A 15,263-nucleotide genomic window follows, 5' to 3' on the forward strand; every position below is an offset into this window, starting at 1 on the left:
GTGGTCGAAATCATCCTGCTGCTGAGCACGGACGACTATGCAATCGAGCATTGGGAACAGGCCCCCGACGTGGTCGACTACAAGGGCAGGCCGTTCTCGCTGCGCGCCGGACCGCGCGCACCCGTGCCGACCGACCACGAACTCGAACCGGTGGCCGTCTATGCGCCGGACGAACTCACCGAGGAGGAGTTCCAGGACCTGTTCTACGCGTTGCAGCCGAAGATCCCGGAGCTGGCGCTGAAGTACAGCTAGGTCTTGGCGGCCTGCTGCTTCCGCGTCCACCGGACCAGCACCACGATGCTGGCCACCACCACCACCGCCGTGATGATGGACGTCTCCGGCCCGAACTCGCCGCCTGTCAGCCAGGCCGGACCGTGGTAGATGCTTTCCAGCGGCGCCTTCGCGCGCCAGTCTTCCAGGCCCGACAGCGGGATGCCGGTGGCGAAGATGGCGAAGTTCCAGGCGGCGTGATGCAAGCCGACGACCCACAGGTTGCGCGAGACGATGAAGACGCAGGTCCAGAACGCGCCAATCAGCGTCAGCGCCAGCACCATCGCCAGGTCGGCACCGGCATTGAACCAGTGCATGATCGCGAACACCAGCGATTGCAGGAGCACCGCTGCGACCGTTCCCAGCGCGCCTTCGAGGGCGCGGAACACGATGCCGCGGAACACGATCTCCTCGATGATCGCCGCCACCAGGATCGCGCCCGCGATCGGCGGCACGCCCTGCATCCCGCGGACCGCGACCACTTCGTAGTTGCCCAGTGCGAACAGCGACAGTGTCGTGATCGAGATCAGCAGCGCGCCCGACAGCGCGCCAAGGACGATGCCGAGCGGAACGATGCGCAGCTCCGTGGCCGCGCGCTTCTCGTGGAAGCGGACGTAGAGCCAGTAGCCGAGCAGGGCGAACGCCAGGATGCCGCTGCGCCTGAGCACGGCCGTCGTCGGCTCGGCCAGGTGGAACGCCGCCGCCAGCGCGGGCAGCAGCAGCGACCGGAACAGCAGCATCGACAGGGTGACGGCGGCCAGTGCCAGCACCAGCTTCAGCAGCGCCTGCCAGGCCAGATGCAGTCTCCGTGGCGCTGCACCCGATGCGGCTGGTGTCGTGCCTGGCATCAGCGGCCCACCAGCTGCTTCAGTTTCGCCACCACCTCGGGCGTCAACGGCCCGAGGATCCCGCGCCGCGCTGCAGGAATGTGCGCGGCCGGGTCCTCGTCGGCGAACACGTAGTGGTCGAGCAGCGCCTTCCAGGCCGAGCGTTCGGCCGGCGGCAACGACTTGAATGCGAGGATGCAGTGCGCCAGCGCATCCAGGCCCGGTTCGGCGACATGCCCCGGGTACGCCTCCGGGCGCCACCAGTAGTTCACCAGCGCGTTGAGCGTTTCCAGCGACTCGACGTGATGCCACCACACCGGCGGGATGTAGATCGCGTCACCGGGTTCGAGTTCGGCCACCTGGGCGTGCTCGATGGCGTCACGCAGCCGTGGAAAGCGCGGATCGTCCTGGCCCTGCAACCGCGGCAGGCTGATCGCCGCCGCGGTCGGCGCGAAGTCGAGCGGCCCCACGTACAGGTTGCGCACCTGCTCCGGCGGGAACAGCGTGAAGCGGCGACGACCGCAGGCGACGACGGCGAGATTGTGCGAACTGTCGAAATGCGCCGGCGTGGTGACGCGGTTGCCCATCCACAGGCGCGGTCGTGCGGACGGGCCCAGCAGCGGCAGCGCATGTTCGTCCAGGATCCCGGGAAGGCTGTCGGCGATCAGCGCGCTCTGCATGGCCACCCCTGGCCCCGGTTTTTCCTGCAACCGGCTGTAGGAAGCCAGTCGCTGCAACACCTGGGTTACGGTGACGCGGAATCGTTTGTAGTTGAAGCCGTCCATCTGCGCGTCGTAGCCGACCACGCCGCCCGCGTCGGGCGCCATGACCAGCACGTCGACGGGCGTCCCGTTGTCGTAACCGAGCAACGCCTGGGCGAAGGCAGTGTCCGATTGTCGCGCAAGCACCACCAGCGGCCAGTCCCGGCACAGGCCACGCAGCACCACGGGCCGGCCACCGTCGACGAGGCGTTCGGCGGTGATCGGAGGCCCGTCGGGCGCGATTTCCTCGATGGCGGTCGGCATCAGGCTGGTGCAAGTCGCAGTGTGCGGATGTTGATGCTAGCGAAGACGCCGGGGTTGAGTTGCATGACCGGTTGCCTGGTGCGCGCCGTGAGGACGCGCCGACTCTAGCATCCGGCCCGTGGTCGATTCCTAGTCGGTGACCAGCTTCGATGCCGCCTGCGCGGCGCGTGCGCGCGGGTCCGCCCAGACACTGTTGGGTTCGCCGTCGCGGGCGCGGCGGCCGGTGGCACGCGCGAGCCAACCGAAGCCGAAGGCCATGGCCAGTGCGCCGGCATCGATGGCGAACAGCGACCACTCGCCCTTCATCGCCGCCACCCACAGCCAGGCCCCGGTAACGAGGCCATGCGCCGTCGGCACGAACGCGGTGGTGACCGCCGCCACCCACAGCAGCTCCTGCGCCGCCCGCACCGGCGGGCGCAGCGCCGCCCACAGCGCGCACAGCGCCCAGGTGGCGAAGCAAGCGGTCTTGATCGTCAGCTCGCCGTCGCCGGCAATGCGCAGGGCCGGCCACTGCGCCAGCTGGGTGGCGATGAACGCCACCGAGATCGCCACGCACACGCCGATGCACACGCCCACCGTGGCGCGGGCCATGCCGAACTGCGCCACACCCTGCTCGAGCTGGCGGCGCTTGCGTCGCGACTCGACCCACAGCAGGTTGCCGGAATAGAACAGGAACGCGCCACCGATACCGAGCACGAAATACAGCACGCGTACCCAGGTGTTGCCGTACTCGCCGAAGTGCAGCGCGTAGGCCGAGGCCAGCGTGGCGTGGTTGGCATCGCGGCTCCCAGGCAGCTGCGTTGCCAGCAGGGCGCCGGTGTTGGCGTTCATCGCCACCGCGCCGACCGGCCCCAGCGAGCCGGGCGATTCGCCCGAGATCTCGATGGTGGCATTGGCATCGCCGGCGTGCGCCAGCTTGAAGTAGGCCGGTTCGAACGACGCCAGGCCCTGCGCGCGCGCAACTTCCATCGAGCGCGCATGCAGCATCGCCAGCGAGCCCATCGGCTGTTCGCGTCCGGCGGCCGTTGCCGCCGGTGCGGTATCCATCGCCGGCCCCAGCGCCGCCATCAGCCCGCCGCGATAGATCAGCGGGTTGAGCGCCATCATCACGACCATCACCAGGCACAGCAGCGCGCCGGTGATGGCGAACATCAGGTGCATCGGCAGGCTGAGCACGCCGATGACGTTGTGCGCGTCCTGCCAGAAGCGCTTGAGGTTGCGCCCCGGGCGCAGCGCGAACAGGTCGTCGGCGAGCTTGGGCAGGTGGATCACCAGGCCGGAGATCAGCGCCAGCCCGTACAGCAGGCTGACGATGCCCATCAGGTACTGGCCGGCGACGGGAATGCCGAGCGAGTAGTGCAGCGCGTTGACCAGCTCCGACAGCGCCCCGCCCGGCATCTTGTCGCTGCCGTCGAGGTTGTCGAGCGTGGCGTAGCGCCAGGTGCCGCTTTCGTCCTGCCAGTAGCTGGCCGCCTGCGGGTACTCGCCGCCGGGGAAGACCATGCCGACGTGTTCGCGCGCCTTGGGATGGCGCGCCAGCGTCTCGTCGAGCAGTCGCTGCGCGTCATTCAGGCCCTGCTCCGTCGACATCGGTGCATGCGGCGTCTGCCAGGCCTGCAAGTCGTGGTGGAACACGGTGATCGCGCCGGCGTAGAACGCCACGAACAGCGCGAAGCCGGCGACCAGGCCAACCCAGGTGTGCACGCTGGTGAAGGTGCGCAGGGTATTGGACTTGAGCTTGATCACGTCAGCGCACCCACTGCAATGTCTGCAATAGCCACAGCGTGGCGAGGCTGACCACTGCGCCGCCACCGAACCACGCCCATGCGCGCTTGCCGTTGCGGAACTGGAAGGCCAGCGCCATCGCCGCCATCCAGATCGCGAAGAAGGCGACGATGCCGGCGACCAGCGTCGACTGCCACGGACCCGGCAGCAGCCAGCACACCAGACCGGTCACGCCGGCCGACAGCCCGAAGCCGGGAATCGCGGCGGCGGTGGCACGGCCCCACATCAGCGCGACTCCTTCGACTGCGAGCGCAAGGCGAGATAAGGCAAGGCCAGCATGCCCAGCATCCAGGTGTCGAGCATCGCGCACAGGCCGGCGCCGCCGCCGAGCAGGCGCATCCACAGCACCAGCCCGACCACCGCCAGCGCAAAGCCAATCCGCGTGGAGCGATGCGGGTGCTTCGGCTTCGGCGACCAGCGGCAGTTGCGCGAACCGGCATACAGCGCCAGCGCCGACAGCAGCGTGCTGATCAGTGCCGACAATGCCAGTGCCGTTTCCATGCTCAGGCGCTTACCAGTGGAAGCGTGCGGTCGCGGTGACCGTGCGCGGATAGCCGTAATAGCACCAGGCCGCGCTGTTGCAGGCGCTGATGTATTCCTTGTCGGTCAGGTTGTTGGCGTTGAGCTGCAGGCGCCACTGGCCGATGTCGTAATGCACGGCGGCGTCGAACAGCGTGTACGACGGCGTCTGCCACAGGTTGTAGGCATCGCCGTAGTGTTCGCCGGTGTAGCGCACGCCGCCGCCGAAGCCCAGGCCCGAGAGCGCGCCGGAGGTGATCGTGTAGTCGGCACCGAGCGAGGCGACCTGCTCGGGCTGCAACGCGATTTCCTTGCCCAGCGACAGCGGGTCGGTGCTCTGCGTCACTTCCGAATCGGTGTAGGTGTAGGCGCCGTAGATGCTGAAGCCGTTGCCGACGTTCCAGCGGCCTTCCAGCTCGATACCGTTGACCTCGGTCTCGCCCTGCTGGACCGAGAACAGGGTGTGGTTGGGATCGACGGTGAGCGTGTTCTCCTGCACCAGGCGATACACCGCCAGCGTGGCGAGGATGCGGTTGTGCGCCGGCTGGTACTTCACGCCGGCCTCGATCTGCTCGCCGGTGGTCGGCACGAACGCGTTGCCGTTGAAGTCGGTGCCGACGGTCGGCTGGAATGACTGCGAGTAACCGACATACGGCGCCAGGCCGTTGTCGAACAGGTAGTCGACGCCGACGCGGCCGGAGAACTCGTCGTCGCTCTGGTGGCCGCGGGTGCCGCCGATCAGCTCGCGCGTATCGGTGCCGACCCAGTCCTGGCGCCCGCCGAGCGTGACGACCCAGCGATCGAGCTTGATCTGGTCCTGGAGGTACAGGCCGGTCTGGTCCTGGTCCTGCACGGTGCGCGAGGTGTAGTCGGGCGTGACGATCGGGCTGCCGTAGACCGGATTGAAGATGTCCAGGGTCGGGGCGGTGAATGCGAACGCCTGCGCGTACTCGTTGCGCGAATCGCGGTAGTCCAGGCCGGCGAGCAGCGTGTGCCGGGCGCGACCGGTGTTGAAGGCGAAGGTCAGCTGGTTGTCGATGCCGGTGTTCTTCGACTCTTCCTCGGTCGCCCACAGGTAGCGGAACAGCGTGCGCTGGTCTGCGAGCAGGCCGAACGCGCCGACGGCGACGGCCGGATCGATGTCGGTGGTGCCGTAACGCACGTTCTGCTTGAACACGGTGCCGCCGCCGAAATCGTGGCTGTATTCCCAGCCCAGCGACTTCATGGTCTTGTCGTAGGTGTTGTAGCCCGGCTCGCCGGTGAAGCGGTTCATCGGGATCTTGCCGTTCGGGTTCGGCAGCAGCGTGCCTTCCGACGGCAGGAAGCCGGCACCGGCGACGGTGTCGTTGCGCTGGTAGCGCGCGAGCAGGGTCAGCGTGTTGGCTTCGTCGGGCTTCCAGGTCAGTGCCGGCGCGACGTAGTAGCGGTCGTCGTGGACGTAATCGACGACGTCATCGCTGTTGCGGGCCAGGCCGGTGAGGCGGTACGACCACTCGCCGCTGCCGCCGAGGGCGCCACCGAAATCGAATGCAGCCTGGACCATGTCGTAGCTGCCAACCTGCAGCTCGACCTCGCGCAATGCCTCGTCGACCGGACGCTTGCTGACGTAGTTGATCAGGCCGCCGGGCGGCATCGCGCCGTAGGTGACCGAGGCCGGCCCCTTCAGCACTTCGATGCGCTCCAGGCCGAACGGCTCGATGCGGGTGATGCTGGTTCCCGAACCATCGGCCAGGGCGAGACCGTCGAGATAGCGCGCCGGAGTGAAGCCGCGCACCAGCAGCCAGTCGCTCCGAGGATCCGGGCCGTAGCCGCCGCCCTGGGCGCCGGCGGTGTACCACACCGCTTCCTCGGCGCCGTGCACCGCACGATCGCGCAGTTGCTCGTCGGTGATCACCGAGACCGACGCGGGGATCTCGCGCAGCGGGGTATCGGTCTTGGTCGCGCTGCCGCTGCTGCGGGCCAGCGGAGCGTGCACCTCGACCGAGTCCAGGTCGGTGGCCGACGGCGAGGCGGTCTGGGCGTGAGCGGCGACCGGCGCGGTCATTGTGGCGGCGAGGGCCAGCGCGAGGGCATGGCGGGAGACAACGGCGGTGCGGGGAAGGGACATGTGGGGACCAGGCAGGGAGGCGGCCACCCCGTCCATGGGGTGTTGCGGTGGGCACCGGGTGAACCGGTGGACATCCGCTCGGCAAGAGATGGGAATGATTCGCATTCTAAAGGCCGGGTGACCCGAGGGCAAACGGTGAGGCGACTTCTACCTCGCCATTAGCCGCATTGGCCTCATCCCGCATTGGCCTCATCCCGCATTGGCCTCATCCCGCATTGGCCTCATCCCGCATTGGCCTCATCCCGCATTGCCCCTCACCCCGTCATTCCCGCGAAGGCTGGAACCCAGCGTCGTTAGCTCCTGCTGTCCGCGGCACGCCGCGAGAAGCCGAGCAAAGTCACTGGGTTCCCGCCTTCGCGGGAATGACGGGGTGAGGGGGAACGTCCTTGGGTTCCCGCCTTCGCGGGAACCACGGCATCAGCGCCTCAGAACCCGTAGCGCAAAAACCCGCCATCCACCGCGATGCACTCACCGGTGACATACCCGGCGGCCGGCAGGCACAGGAACGCCACCGCCGCCGCCACTTCCTCCGGCTCGCCGATGCGCCCCAGCGGCGTGCGCAGCAGCACCTCGTCGAGGTAGTCCGGATCGGCCAGCTTGTCGGAAGTGCGGCGCGTACGGATGTACCACGGCGCCACCGCATTGACGCGGATGCCGTCCTCGGCCCATTCCACCGCAAGGTTGCGCGTCATCTGGTGCATCGCCGCCTTGCTCATGCCGTACGGCGCGCCGGTGCGCACGTGGGTCATGCCCGAAACGCTACCGACGTTGACGATGCTCGACGCGGCGTGCCGCGTCAGCAACGGATGCGCATAGCGCGACAGCTCGAACGCGGAAAACACGTTCACCTCGAACACCTGCCGCCACTCGTCCTCGGTGTAGTCGGTGGCGACCTTGCTGATGTTGCCACCGGCGTTGTTGACCAGGATATGCAGGCCTTCGCCGAAATCCTCGACCCAGTCGAGCAGCTCGCGGCGCTGCTCCTCGTCGGCGACGTCGGCGACGAAGCCCTGGATGTCGCGGTCGGGGAAATCCTCGACCAGTTCGCTGCGCGCGGCGTCGAGCGCGGTCGAATCACGCGCGGCGAGCAGCACGTCGGCACCGAAGCCGAGCAGTTCGCGCGCGATCGCGCGCCCGATGCCGGCGCTGCCGCCGGTGACCAGGGCCAGTTGTCCGTCCAGGCGCCAACGCTTCGGGTCCATGCCGCTCTCCGGTATCGCACTGCGTGAAGGTGGTCGCGGCTTGGCACGTTGCCGCGCGCGACGGCCGCTGTAGCATAGCCGCCAGACCAATCGAGGGTGCCCGGATGTCGCGATCGCTGCTGTGCGCGTTGATGGCGTTGGCGTTGCTGGCCGGGTGCTCCAAGCCCAAGCCGCCGGACAAGGACCGCCCGCCGGAGCCACAGGCGACGCAGTTGCGCGACGCGATGCAGGCACCGCTGGAGCAGGCCCGACAGGCCCAGGACGAAGCCAGGAAGGCCGCGGAGGATCAGCGCAAGGCGATCGAGGCAGCCACGGACGCGACCTCGAACTGAGCGCGGCGCCGGTCAGTCAGCTGCAATGAAAACGCCCGGCCAGGCCGGGCGTTTTTGATTTACCCCTCCCCTCCGCAACACGAAAGGGAGGGAACAAGCATCACAACCCGCAGAAGCAGTACGCCAGCGCCTTCACCGGCACGCCCCGCGTCGGCTGGATCGCGCCTTCGAGGAAGCGCAGGTCGGCCGCGGCCTGCGGCGATGCCTTCGCCAGCAGGCTGCGGGCGATGTCGGACTCGCGCAGCCAGGCACCACCGGCGCGGCTGCCGATGAAGCCGGTGAACAAGCGCTCGAACGGCGTCGCCGCCTTCTCGATATAGCGCACGTGGTAGCTGTCCTTGTCGAGCTTGGCCTTGGTGGCTGCGAATTCGATCGCCTGCTGCAGGCCGCCGAGTTCGTCGACCAGACCGCGCTCCCTGGCCTGCTCGCCGCTCCAGACGCGACCGCGGGCGATCGAGTCGACCTGCTCGACCGGCTTGTTGCGGGCGGTGGCGACGCGACCGGTGAAGTCGCGGTAACCCTTGTCGATCACCGACTGGATCACCTGGCCGACCTCCGGCTGCAGCGGACGGGTGATGTCGAAGGCACCGGCAAAGCGGGTGGTGCCGACGCCGTCGGAATGCACGCCGATCTTGTCGAGTGCGCGCGGAATGGTCGGGATCAGGCCGAAGATGCCGATCGAACCGGTGATGGTCGAGGCATCGGCGTAGATGCGGTCGGCATCCATCGAGATCCAGTAGCCGCCCGAAGCGGCCAGGTCGCCCATCGACACCGACACCGGCTTGCCGGCCTTCTTCAGCCCGACCACTTCGCGGCGGATCTGCTCGGAGGCGAACACCTCACCGCCCGGCGAATCGACGCGCAGCACCACTGCCTTCACGTTGTCGTCGTCGCGTGCTTCACGCAGCAGCGCCGCGGTGGACTCGCCGCCGACCGTGCCCGGCGGCTGCTCGCCGCCGCGGATCTCGCCTTCGGCGACGATCACCGCGACCTGCGGCCGGCGCAGGTCGACCGCGTCCAGGCCGCTGTCGAGCTGCACCAGGTACTCGTCGAGCGAGGCCTGGCGGAAACCGCCTTCGGCGTCGTCGTCGGCAATGCCACGCTGCACCAGCAGGTCGTCGACCTCCTCGCGGGTCTTCAGGCCATCGACCAGTCTGGTCTGCAACGCGAACCTGGCCAGGTCGCCCTCGGCACTGGCGATGCCGACCGGCATCTGCTCGATGCCCTGCGCCAGCTGCGCGGCGTCGAGCTTGCGCGCCTTGGCGACGTCGCCGAGGTAACGCTGCCATACGTCGTTCATCCAGAACAGGTCGGCTTCCTTGGCTTCCGGCGATGCCGCGTCGAGCACGTACGGCTCGGCCGCCGATTTGTACTCGCCGACCTTGAACAGATGGACGTCGACGCCGAGCTTGTCCTGCAGGCCCTGGCGGTAATAGGTGCGGTAGCGGCCAAGGCCTTCCAGCAGCATCCCGCCCATCGGGTCGAGGTAGACCTCGTTGGCCTGCGCGGCCAGCAGGTACTGCTTCTGGTCCATCATCTCGGCGAAGGCGACGACCTGCTTGCCGCTGGCCTTGACCCGCGCCACCGCCTGCGCGACTTCGCGCAGCGAGGCGAAGCCGCCAGCCTCGAGCTTGTCGAGGTCGAGCACGACGCGCTCGATCCGCTTGTCCTGGCGCGCTGCATCGAGTGCGCGCACCAGATCGCGCAGCTGCACTTCGCCGCCGCGTTCGCCCAGGGCCTTGCCCAGCGCACGCGTCAGCGGGTCGCTGCTGTACTGCTCGACCAGGGTGCCTTCCGGGGCGATGACCAGCGTGGTGCGGTCGAGCAGCGGCTTGGTCCGCGGGCCGGAAAGGACGATCGCCAGGAACAGGAACAGCAGGAAAAAGAACACCAGGTTGAAGACCAACCGGCGGGTGAAGTTCATCGCATCCCACAGCCCGACGAAGAACCGGGCGATCGGGCCACGACGGGGCGTGTCATTCATTGCAAAGACTCCTGGCGTACGTTTCCAGCCTAATGGCAGGCGGCTTGGAATTCACCCGCCATTCGTAACACGGCCCACCGGCCCTCGGCGTGACGCATCGGCAGGCGGTCGTGAAGCGACGGAAAAGAAGTGGCGGCGGGCGCGAAAAGGTCAAGGGCCGCGCATGACCAGGCGGTCGGGCTGGCTCGAGCGCAGGAACCGGGTGCACAGCAGCAGCGCGGCCACGGTGAGTCCGGCGATCAGGCCGATCCACATGCCCTTGGGGCCCCAGCCCAGTCCCAGCCCGAGGCCGGCGCCGAGCGGCATGCCGATGCCCCAGTAGGCCATCGCTGCGAGCAGCATCGGCACGCGCGTGTCCTTGAGGCCGCGCAGCGCCCCGGCGGACAGGACCTGCACGCCGTCGGGGAACTGGAACGCCGCCGCATACAGCAGCAGGGACGCAGCCAGCGTCGCCACCGCCGCGTCGCCGGTATAGAAGCTGACCAGCAGGTCGTTGCCGGTCAGCAGCACCAGTCCGGAGAACAGCTGGGTGCCGATGACGATGGTGTAGCCGGCATAGGCGGCACGGCGCACGCCGGCGAAATCGCCGCGACCGAGCGCATGGCCGACGCGCACGGTGGTGGCCTCGGCCAGGCCCATCGGCACCATGAAGCACAGCGACGCCAGGTTGATCGCGATCTGGTGCGCGGCCGCCGGGACCTCGCCCAGGCGGCCCATCAGCAGCGCCGTGGCGATGAACAGGCCGCCTTCCATCAGCACCGTCACGCCGATCGGCAAGCCGGTGGCGAGCAGGCCGCGGATGATCGACCACTCGGGGAGGTCGAAGCGCTCGAACAGCTTGAGGTCGGCGAAGCGCCTGGACCGCCACAGCACGATGGCAAACCCGATCGCCTGCAGCCACAGCATGATCGCCGAGGCCACGCCAAGTCCGCCGGCCCCCATTTCCGGAAAGCCGAACTTGCCGAACGTGAGCACGTAGCCGACCGGCAGCAACACCAGCAGGCCGCCGGCGCTAAGCACCAGAGTCGGCAAAGTCCAGTGCAGGCCTTCGCTGAGATAGCGCATGCAGAAGAACAGCGTCAGCGCCACCACGCCCCAGCGGATGCCGTGCAGGAAGGCGGTCGCACCGGGGATGATCTCGGCGGTGATGCCCATCGGTCCCAACGCCAGCGGGATGAAGGTCAGGAACGCGAACAGCACCAGGCCCAGACCGAGCGCCAGCCATAGCGCCTGCCGGAACAGCGCGCCGATCTGCTCACGCTGGCCGGCACCGTCGAGCTGGGATACCGACGGCGGCACCGACAGCAGCGTGCCGATCGGCACCATCATCGGCAGCCACCACAGCGCGGTGCCGATGGTGACCGAGGCCAGCGTGGTGGTGCTGTGGTGGCCCGCCAGGACGTTGTCGACGAAGGCGATCAGGCCGGTCGACACGTGCCCGCCGACCAGGGGCGCGGCAAGTATGGCGGTGGTGCGGACTTCGCCGAGCAGCCCCTTGCGGGCGGGAATGGCGAGGGAAGAAGGCGGGGACATCGTTACAACCAGACGCACGACTGCGGCCGCGCGACCGAATCCGATGTCGGGCGCTGGCGCCGGGTCGCGGCGGGCCGCTATCTTAGCGGCTTGATCTGAACGGCTCGTTGCCATGGCCTGCACATGCCTTGGCACCCAGGGGAGAGGGAAGCAACCGATGAGCGAGAAAGGACACGACGTTCCCAGCCATTGCGAGAACTGCAATGCGCCACTCCAGGGCCACTACTGCCATGACTGCGGGCAGTCGGTGGTCAATCCGGTGCGCGATGCCGGGCATGCGCTGGAGGAAGTGTTCGAGTCGTTCTGGCACCTCGACGGCCGCATCTTCCGCACCCTGCGCGACCTGATCTTCCCGGGCCGCGTGGCCAACAACTACCTCGCCGGGCAGCGCGCGCGCTACGTCGCGCCGCTGCGCCTGTTCGTGGTGCTGAGCGTGGTGACGTTCTTCTTCGCGCAGATGGTCATCCACGTCGACAACAGCGACAAGGCCAACCCGATGGTGCAGCTCGAGGATGGTGTCTCGAGCAACAAGAACTCCGCCAAGCAGTCCAAGGCATTTGCGAAGGCGACCAGCATCGCCGACGTCGAACAGATCCGGCGCAAGAACCTGGCCGACCTGGCCGAAGCACGCGCGGCGATCCCGGCGGTGCTGCTGCACGCGCGCAAGGCGATAGACGTTGCCGTCGACGACGTCAATCGCGCCGCTGACGGCCGCATCGAGGCCATCGGTCGCCAGACCGGCATGAGCGCCGAACAGATCACCGCGGCCAAGGCCGACGGCGCGCGCCGCGCCGCCGCCGCGATGGAGACGGCGAAGCAGAACCTGGAGAAGGCGGCCGATCTGGCGACACTGCAACGCCTGCGCGAAGAACGGCTGGCGCCGCACCACGTCAAGCTCGCGACATTGCCGGCCAACGCCACGGCCGCCCGCCGCCACGAACTCAACGAGATCCGCGATATCAACAACGCCGCCGGCTGCCGGGCCGCGCAGTTGCAGATCGCCGAAGCCACCAGCACCGAAGGCGACCGCGTGCGCAAGGAGTCCGAGGATGCGCGCATCTACGGCGACCCCGACTGCTATGACCGCCTGACGCTGTTTGGCAGCGAAGAGCCGTGGGACGAGGAAACCAATCCGCTGGTCATCGGCTGGGCGCCTGCGTTCTTCAACCATTGGGTCAACCGCCAGATCGCGCACGGCCGCGAGAACGTCTCGCGCGCGCAGAAGGACCCGGGACTGTGGGTGAAGGCGTTGTTTGCCGCGGTGCCCTCGGCGTTGTTCCTGCTGGTTCCCGTGTTCGCCCTGTTGCTGAAGCTGGCCTACCTGGGTTCGGGCCGGCTGTATCTGGAGCACCTCGTCATCGCGCTCTACAGCCATGCCTACATGTGCCTGACGATGCTGGCGTTCTTCATCCTGATCGCACTCGACAATGCGATCTCGCCGCACTGGGACGGCTACGGCTGGATCAGCGGCATTCTCCTCACGCTGTTGTGGATCTGGCTGCCGATCTACCTGCTGCTGATGCAGAAGCGCGTGTACCGCAACGGCTGGCCGGTGACCGTATTGCGCTACCTGGTGATCGGCAACCTGTACTTCGTGCTGCTCGCCTTCGCCGCGACCTTCCTCGCCCTGGCGAGCCTGGTGCGGATGTGAGCATGGGCGTCGGCGCGGTCGTGTACGCGCCGGAGCACTTCACCCCGCCCTCGTAGGAGCGAGCTTGCTCGCGAAGGCCTGTCCGTCACGGCAAGGCTGATCGCGAGCAAGCTCGCTCCTACGACGGACAGGTGCTTTAGTGCTGCATCTGCTGCCACAGCCAGTCGCCGCGGCCATCGGCACCGGCGGCCAGCAGACCGCGGCGCAGCGCCTCGCGCCGGGTCGGCGGGGTTCGCTGGGCCAACACACCCAGATCCTTGCGCTGTTGTGCGGTCATCGTCCGCAGCGCCTGCATCAGCGCTGCGTGCTCCTGCTCCGGCACCTGCGCCAGCAGCGGCTGCAACATCGCGTAGTCGCCGCCGAGCGTGGGTCCGAGCAACCAACCGCGGCGCTCGCTGCGATCGAGCGCATCGAACTGCGCCCGCCAGGCCCGCTGCTGTTCGGCCGGCATCGTCGCCAGCTGCGTGGCGGCGGCCTGGATGCGGGCCTGCTCCTGCGCCGGTAGCGCACGCCAGGCCTGATAGCGCTCGCGGATGGCATCGCGTTCGCCGCGCGGCAGGGCGTCCCATTGCGCGGCACGGCGGGAATAGTCCGCGCGCTGCTGCGGCGACCAGGCAGCCCATTGCTGCGATTGCCGCTGCAGTTGCGCGTGCGCCGCCGGTGGCAGCTTCGCCATGGCGTCGCGCAGCTCCGGCGGGGTCGACCCGGCCGAGGCGACGGCCAGCAGCAGCGCCAGGGCAAGGAAACCTCGGTTACGGCGCATCGGACGACTCCGTCTCGGTCTCACTGCCGGTCTGCGTTACGTTGACCGGCGTCGGTGCGATCGCATCGGCTGGCGGCGCGTCGCTGGGCGGAGTCGGCTCGGTCACGCCCGCGTCCTGTTGCGCGGCGTACCAGCTGTGGAACTCGAGGTCGCGGGCATCAACCTGGGCCTGCGGATCAGCCAGCAGGTCGAAGTCGCGGCGGGCGACCAGGGCGGTTTCGGGGGAATAGCGCGCAGCCGGCTCGCCGCCTTCCGGCAAGGGTTCCACGCGGACGCGTTTCACGCCCGGCTCCAGGCCAAGCGCGTGCTGCCAGGGTGTCAGCAGGTCGGGCCAGATGAAGCTGGCAGCCAGTGCCAGCACGCACGACACCAGCAACACCCACAGCGACGCCATCAGCCAGCGCGGGCGGTGCCGCGCCGTAGCCGCCGCAGCGGACGACGATGCCGATTCAGATGCCGGACCGCGCATCACCGCGTCGCGGGCAGCACTGAGCCGCACCAGCCGGTCGGCCGGCAGGGTCTTGATGCGGCGATGGATCTGCTCGCGCAGCCGCTGCCACGCCTCTGGATCGGCGCGACCGTCCTCGTGGTGCGGCAGCGCCCGCTGCAACGCCAGGCGGAAGCTGGGTTGGGACACGCCCAGCACGGCCGCGCCCTCGTCTTCCGAAAGCCCGGCGGCGACCCGCAGCAGCAAGGCCGCACGCGGGCCGCTGCCGAGCTCGCCAAGGCGGTCGGTCACATCGATCGGCAGGGCCACCGCGGTGCGGCTGCGCAGCTGCGGCTGGGCCAGCAGCAGGCTCCAGAAACGGGTCGGCCAGGCTGGCATCGCCAGCGACTCGGCCTCGCCCCGGAACTGGGTCATCGCCGCCGCCAGGGCAGCATCGCCCAGGCCGGCATCGCCGGCCTGGAGCTCGGCCACGACCGCGCCACGACGCTCGACGCCGCGCAGGAACGCGGACAGTGCGGGGGGCGGAGTGGAGTTGTGGGAGGGGGAAGAAACGCTCATCGGGACTGCATCGCCATGCCCCGCATCATAGCGATGACGACATGCCACAAAACCGCTTGACAACGCGCTAACACGTGCTCCGCGAAGCAGGACGCGGCCCGCGCCCGAAAAGCGGTTGTGCACAGCAGTAATGGAATCGTCACTACTTGACGCCTGACCCCGGCCCATGACCGCATGACAGCGATGTTTCACAGGTAACTGATTGATTGAAAACAGAATAACCGCGTTGGCACTTTTTTCACCAACGTGGCCGCAACGC

Annotated in this window: 13 protein-coding genes and 1 pseudogene; 3 read left to right on the forward strand and 11 right to left on the reverse strand. The window is 68.3% G+C overall.

The window, feature by feature from the left end; translation table 11 throughout:
• Positions 1-252: a hypothetical protein gene (locus tag AC3A3X_RS00905; RefSeq protein ID WP_487581182.1), complete on the forward strand. Its 252-nt coding sequence runs from the start codon at positions 1-3 to the stop codon at positions 250-252.
• On the opposite strand, the gene AC3A3X_RS00910 is transcribed toward AC3A3X_RS00905, so the two are convergent.
• The 7 genes from AC3A3X_RS00910 to AC3A3X_RS00940 form a co-directional block, all read right to left on the reverse strand.
• Positions 249-1,118 (reverse strand): CPBP family intramembrane glutamic endopeptidase, encoded by an 870-nt coding sequence (locus tag AC3A3X_RS00910; RefSeq protein WP_487581183.1) that lies wholly within the window; start codon positions 1,116-1,118, stop codon positions 249-251. The genes AC3A3X_RS00905 and AC3A3X_RS00910 overlap by 4 nt on opposite strands.
• Complete coding sequence (locus tag AC3A3X_RS00915; RefSeq protein WP_487581184.1) at positions 1,118-2,122, reverse strand: cupin-like domain-containing protein; 1,005 nt, start codon at positions 2,120-2,122, stop codon at positions 1,118-1,120. Before AC3A3X_RS00915 ends, AC3A3X_RS00910 begins: the two co-directional genes overlap by 1 nt.
• Before the next feature lie 129 nt (positions 2,123-2,251).
• The gene (locus tag AC3A3X_RS00920; protein WP_487581344.1) at positions 2,252-3,865 is read right to left on the reverse strand and encodes a PepSY-associated TM helix domain-containing protein; all 1,614 of its coding nucleotides are present in this window, start codon (positions 3,863-3,865) and stop codon (positions 2,252-2,254) included.
• A gap of 4 nt (positions 3,866-3,869) precedes the next feature.
• On the reverse strand, positions 3,870-4,133 hold the full coding sequence (locus AC3A3X_RS00925) for a hypothetical protein (RefSeq protein ID WP_487581185.1): 264 nt from the start codon (positions 4,131-4,133) through the stop codon (positions 3,870-3,872).
• The gene (locus tag AC3A3X_RS00930) at positions 4,133-4,408 is read right to left on the reverse strand and encodes a hypothetical protein (protein WP_487581186.1); all 276 of its coding nucleotides are present in this window, start codon (positions 4,406-4,408) and stop codon (positions 4,133-4,135) included. Before AC3A3X_RS00930 ends, AC3A3X_RS00925 begins: the two co-directional genes overlap by 1 nt.
• Before the next feature lie 10 nt (positions 4,409-4,418).
• Positions 4,419-6,533 (reverse strand): TonB-dependent siderophore receptor, encoded by a 2,115-nt coding sequence (locus AC3A3X_RS00935; RefSeq protein ID WP_487581187.1) that lies wholly within the window; start codon positions 6,531-6,533, stop codon positions 4,419-4,421.
• Positions 6,534-6,958: 425 nt separating this feature from the next.
• Positions 6,959-7,735, reverse strand: a complete 777-nt coding sequence (locus AC3A3X_RS00940) for an SDR family oxidoreductase (protein ID WP_487581188.1) — start codon at positions 7,733-7,735, stop codon at positions 6,959-6,961.
• 104 nt (positions 7,736-7,839) lie between these two features.
• Between AC3A3X_RS00940 and AC3A3X_RS00945 the strand changes: the two genes are divergently transcribed.
• Complete coding sequence (locus AC3A3X_RS00945; RefSeq protein WP_487581189.1) at positions 7,840-8,067, forward strand: hypothetical protein; 228 nt, start codon at positions 7,840-7,842, stop codon at positions 8,065-8,067.
• Between the two features lie 100 nt (positions 8,068-8,167).
• On the opposite strand, the gene sppA is transcribed toward AC3A3X_RS00945, so the two are convergent.
• Both sppA and AC3A3X_RS00955 read right to left on the reverse strand, forming a co-directional pair.
• On the reverse strand, positions 8,168-10,051 hold the full coding sequence (gene sppA, locus AC3A3X_RS00950; RefSeq protein WP_487581190.1) for a signal peptide peptidase SppA: 1,884 nt from the start codon (positions 10,049-10,051) through the stop codon (positions 8,168-8,170).
• Positions 10,052-10,201: 150 nt separating this feature from the next.
• Positions 10,202-11,584: an MATE family efflux transporter gene (locus tag AC3A3X_RS00955; protein ID WP_487581191.1), complete on the reverse strand. Its 1,383-nt coding sequence runs from the start codon at positions 11,582-11,584 to the stop codon at positions 10,202-10,204.
• A 181-nt stretch (positions 11,585-11,765) separates the two neighbouring features.
• Between AC3A3X_RS00955 and AC3A3X_RS00960 the strand changes: the two are divergent.
• Positions 11,766-12,039 (forward strand): annotated as a pseudogene (locus AC3A3X_RS00960) (DUF3667 domain-containing protein); the annotation flags it as partial.
• A 1,332-nt stretch (positions 12,040-13,371) separates the two neighbouring features.
• Here the strand turns inward: AC3A3X_RS00960 and AC3A3X_RS00965 are convergent.
• Both AC3A3X_RS00965 and AC3A3X_RS00970 read right to left on the reverse strand, forming a co-directional pair.
• A complete protein-coding gene (locus AC3A3X_RS00965; protein WP_487581192.1) occupies positions 13,372-13,998 on the reverse strand; it encodes a DUF3106 domain-containing protein in 627 nt (208 codons plus the stop codon).
• Positions 13,988-15,004: a sigma factor-like helix-turn-helix DNA-binding protein gene (locus AC3A3X_RS00970; protein WP_487581193.1), complete on the reverse strand. Its 1,017-nt coding sequence runs from the start codon at positions 15,002-15,004 to the stop codon at positions 13,988-13,990. The genes AC3A3X_RS00965 and AC3A3X_RS00970 overlap by 11 nt, the downstream gene beginning before the upstream one ends.
• Positions 15,005-15,263 lie beyond the last annotated feature (259 nt).

Source organism: Lysobacter sp. Soil_N_23 (assembly GCF_057656135.1).

Bases quoted from the DNA above. Each gene is read 5' to 3' on its own strand.
- AC3A3X_RS00910 (WP_487581183.1), bottom strand. From the start codon at position 1,118: ATGCCAGGCACGACACCAGCCGCATCGGGTGCAGCGCCACGGAGACTG.
- AC3A3X_RS00915 (WP_487581184.1), bottom strand. From the start codon at position 2,122: ATGCCGACCGCCATCGAGGAAATCGCGCCCGACGGGCCTCCGATCACC.
- AC3A3X_RS00925 (WP_487581185.1), bottom strand. From the start codon at position 4,133: ATGTGGGGCCGTGCCACCGCCGCCGCGATTCCCGGCTTCGGGCTGTCG.
- AC3A3X_RS00930 (WP_487581186.1), bottom strand. From the start codon at position 4,408: ATGGAAACGGCACTGGCATTGTCGGCACTGATCAGCACGCTGCTGTCG.
- AC3A3X_RS00935 (WP_487581187.1), bottom strand. From the start codon at position 6,533: ATGTCCCTTCCCCGCACCGCCGTTGTCTCCCGCCATGCCCTCGCGCTG.
- AC3A3X_RS00940 (WP_487581188.1), bottom strand. From the start codon at position 7,735: ATGGACCCGAAGCGTTGGCGCCTGGACGGACAACTGGCCCTGGTCACC.
- AC3A3X_RS00945 (WP_487581189.1), top strand. From the start codon at position 7,840: ATGTCGCGATCGCTGCTGTGCGCGTTGATGGCGTTGGCGTTGCTGGCC.
- sppA (WP_487581190.1), bottom strand. From the start codon at position 10,051: ATGAATGACACGCCCCGTCGTGGCCCGATCGCCCGGTTCTTCGTCGGG.
- AC3A3X_RS00955 (WP_487581191.1), bottom strand. From the start codon at position 11,584: ATGTCCCCGCCTTCTTCCCTCGCCATTCCCGCCCGCAAGGGGCTGCTC.
- AC3A3X_RS00965 (WP_487581192.1), bottom strand. From the start codon at position 13,998: ATGCGCCGTAACCGAGGTTTCCTTGCCCTGGCGCTGCTGCTGGCCGTC.
- AC3A3X_RS00970 (WP_487581193.1), bottom strand. From the start codon at position 15,004: ATGAGCGTTTCTTCCCCCTCCCACAACTCCACTCCGCCCCCCGCACTG.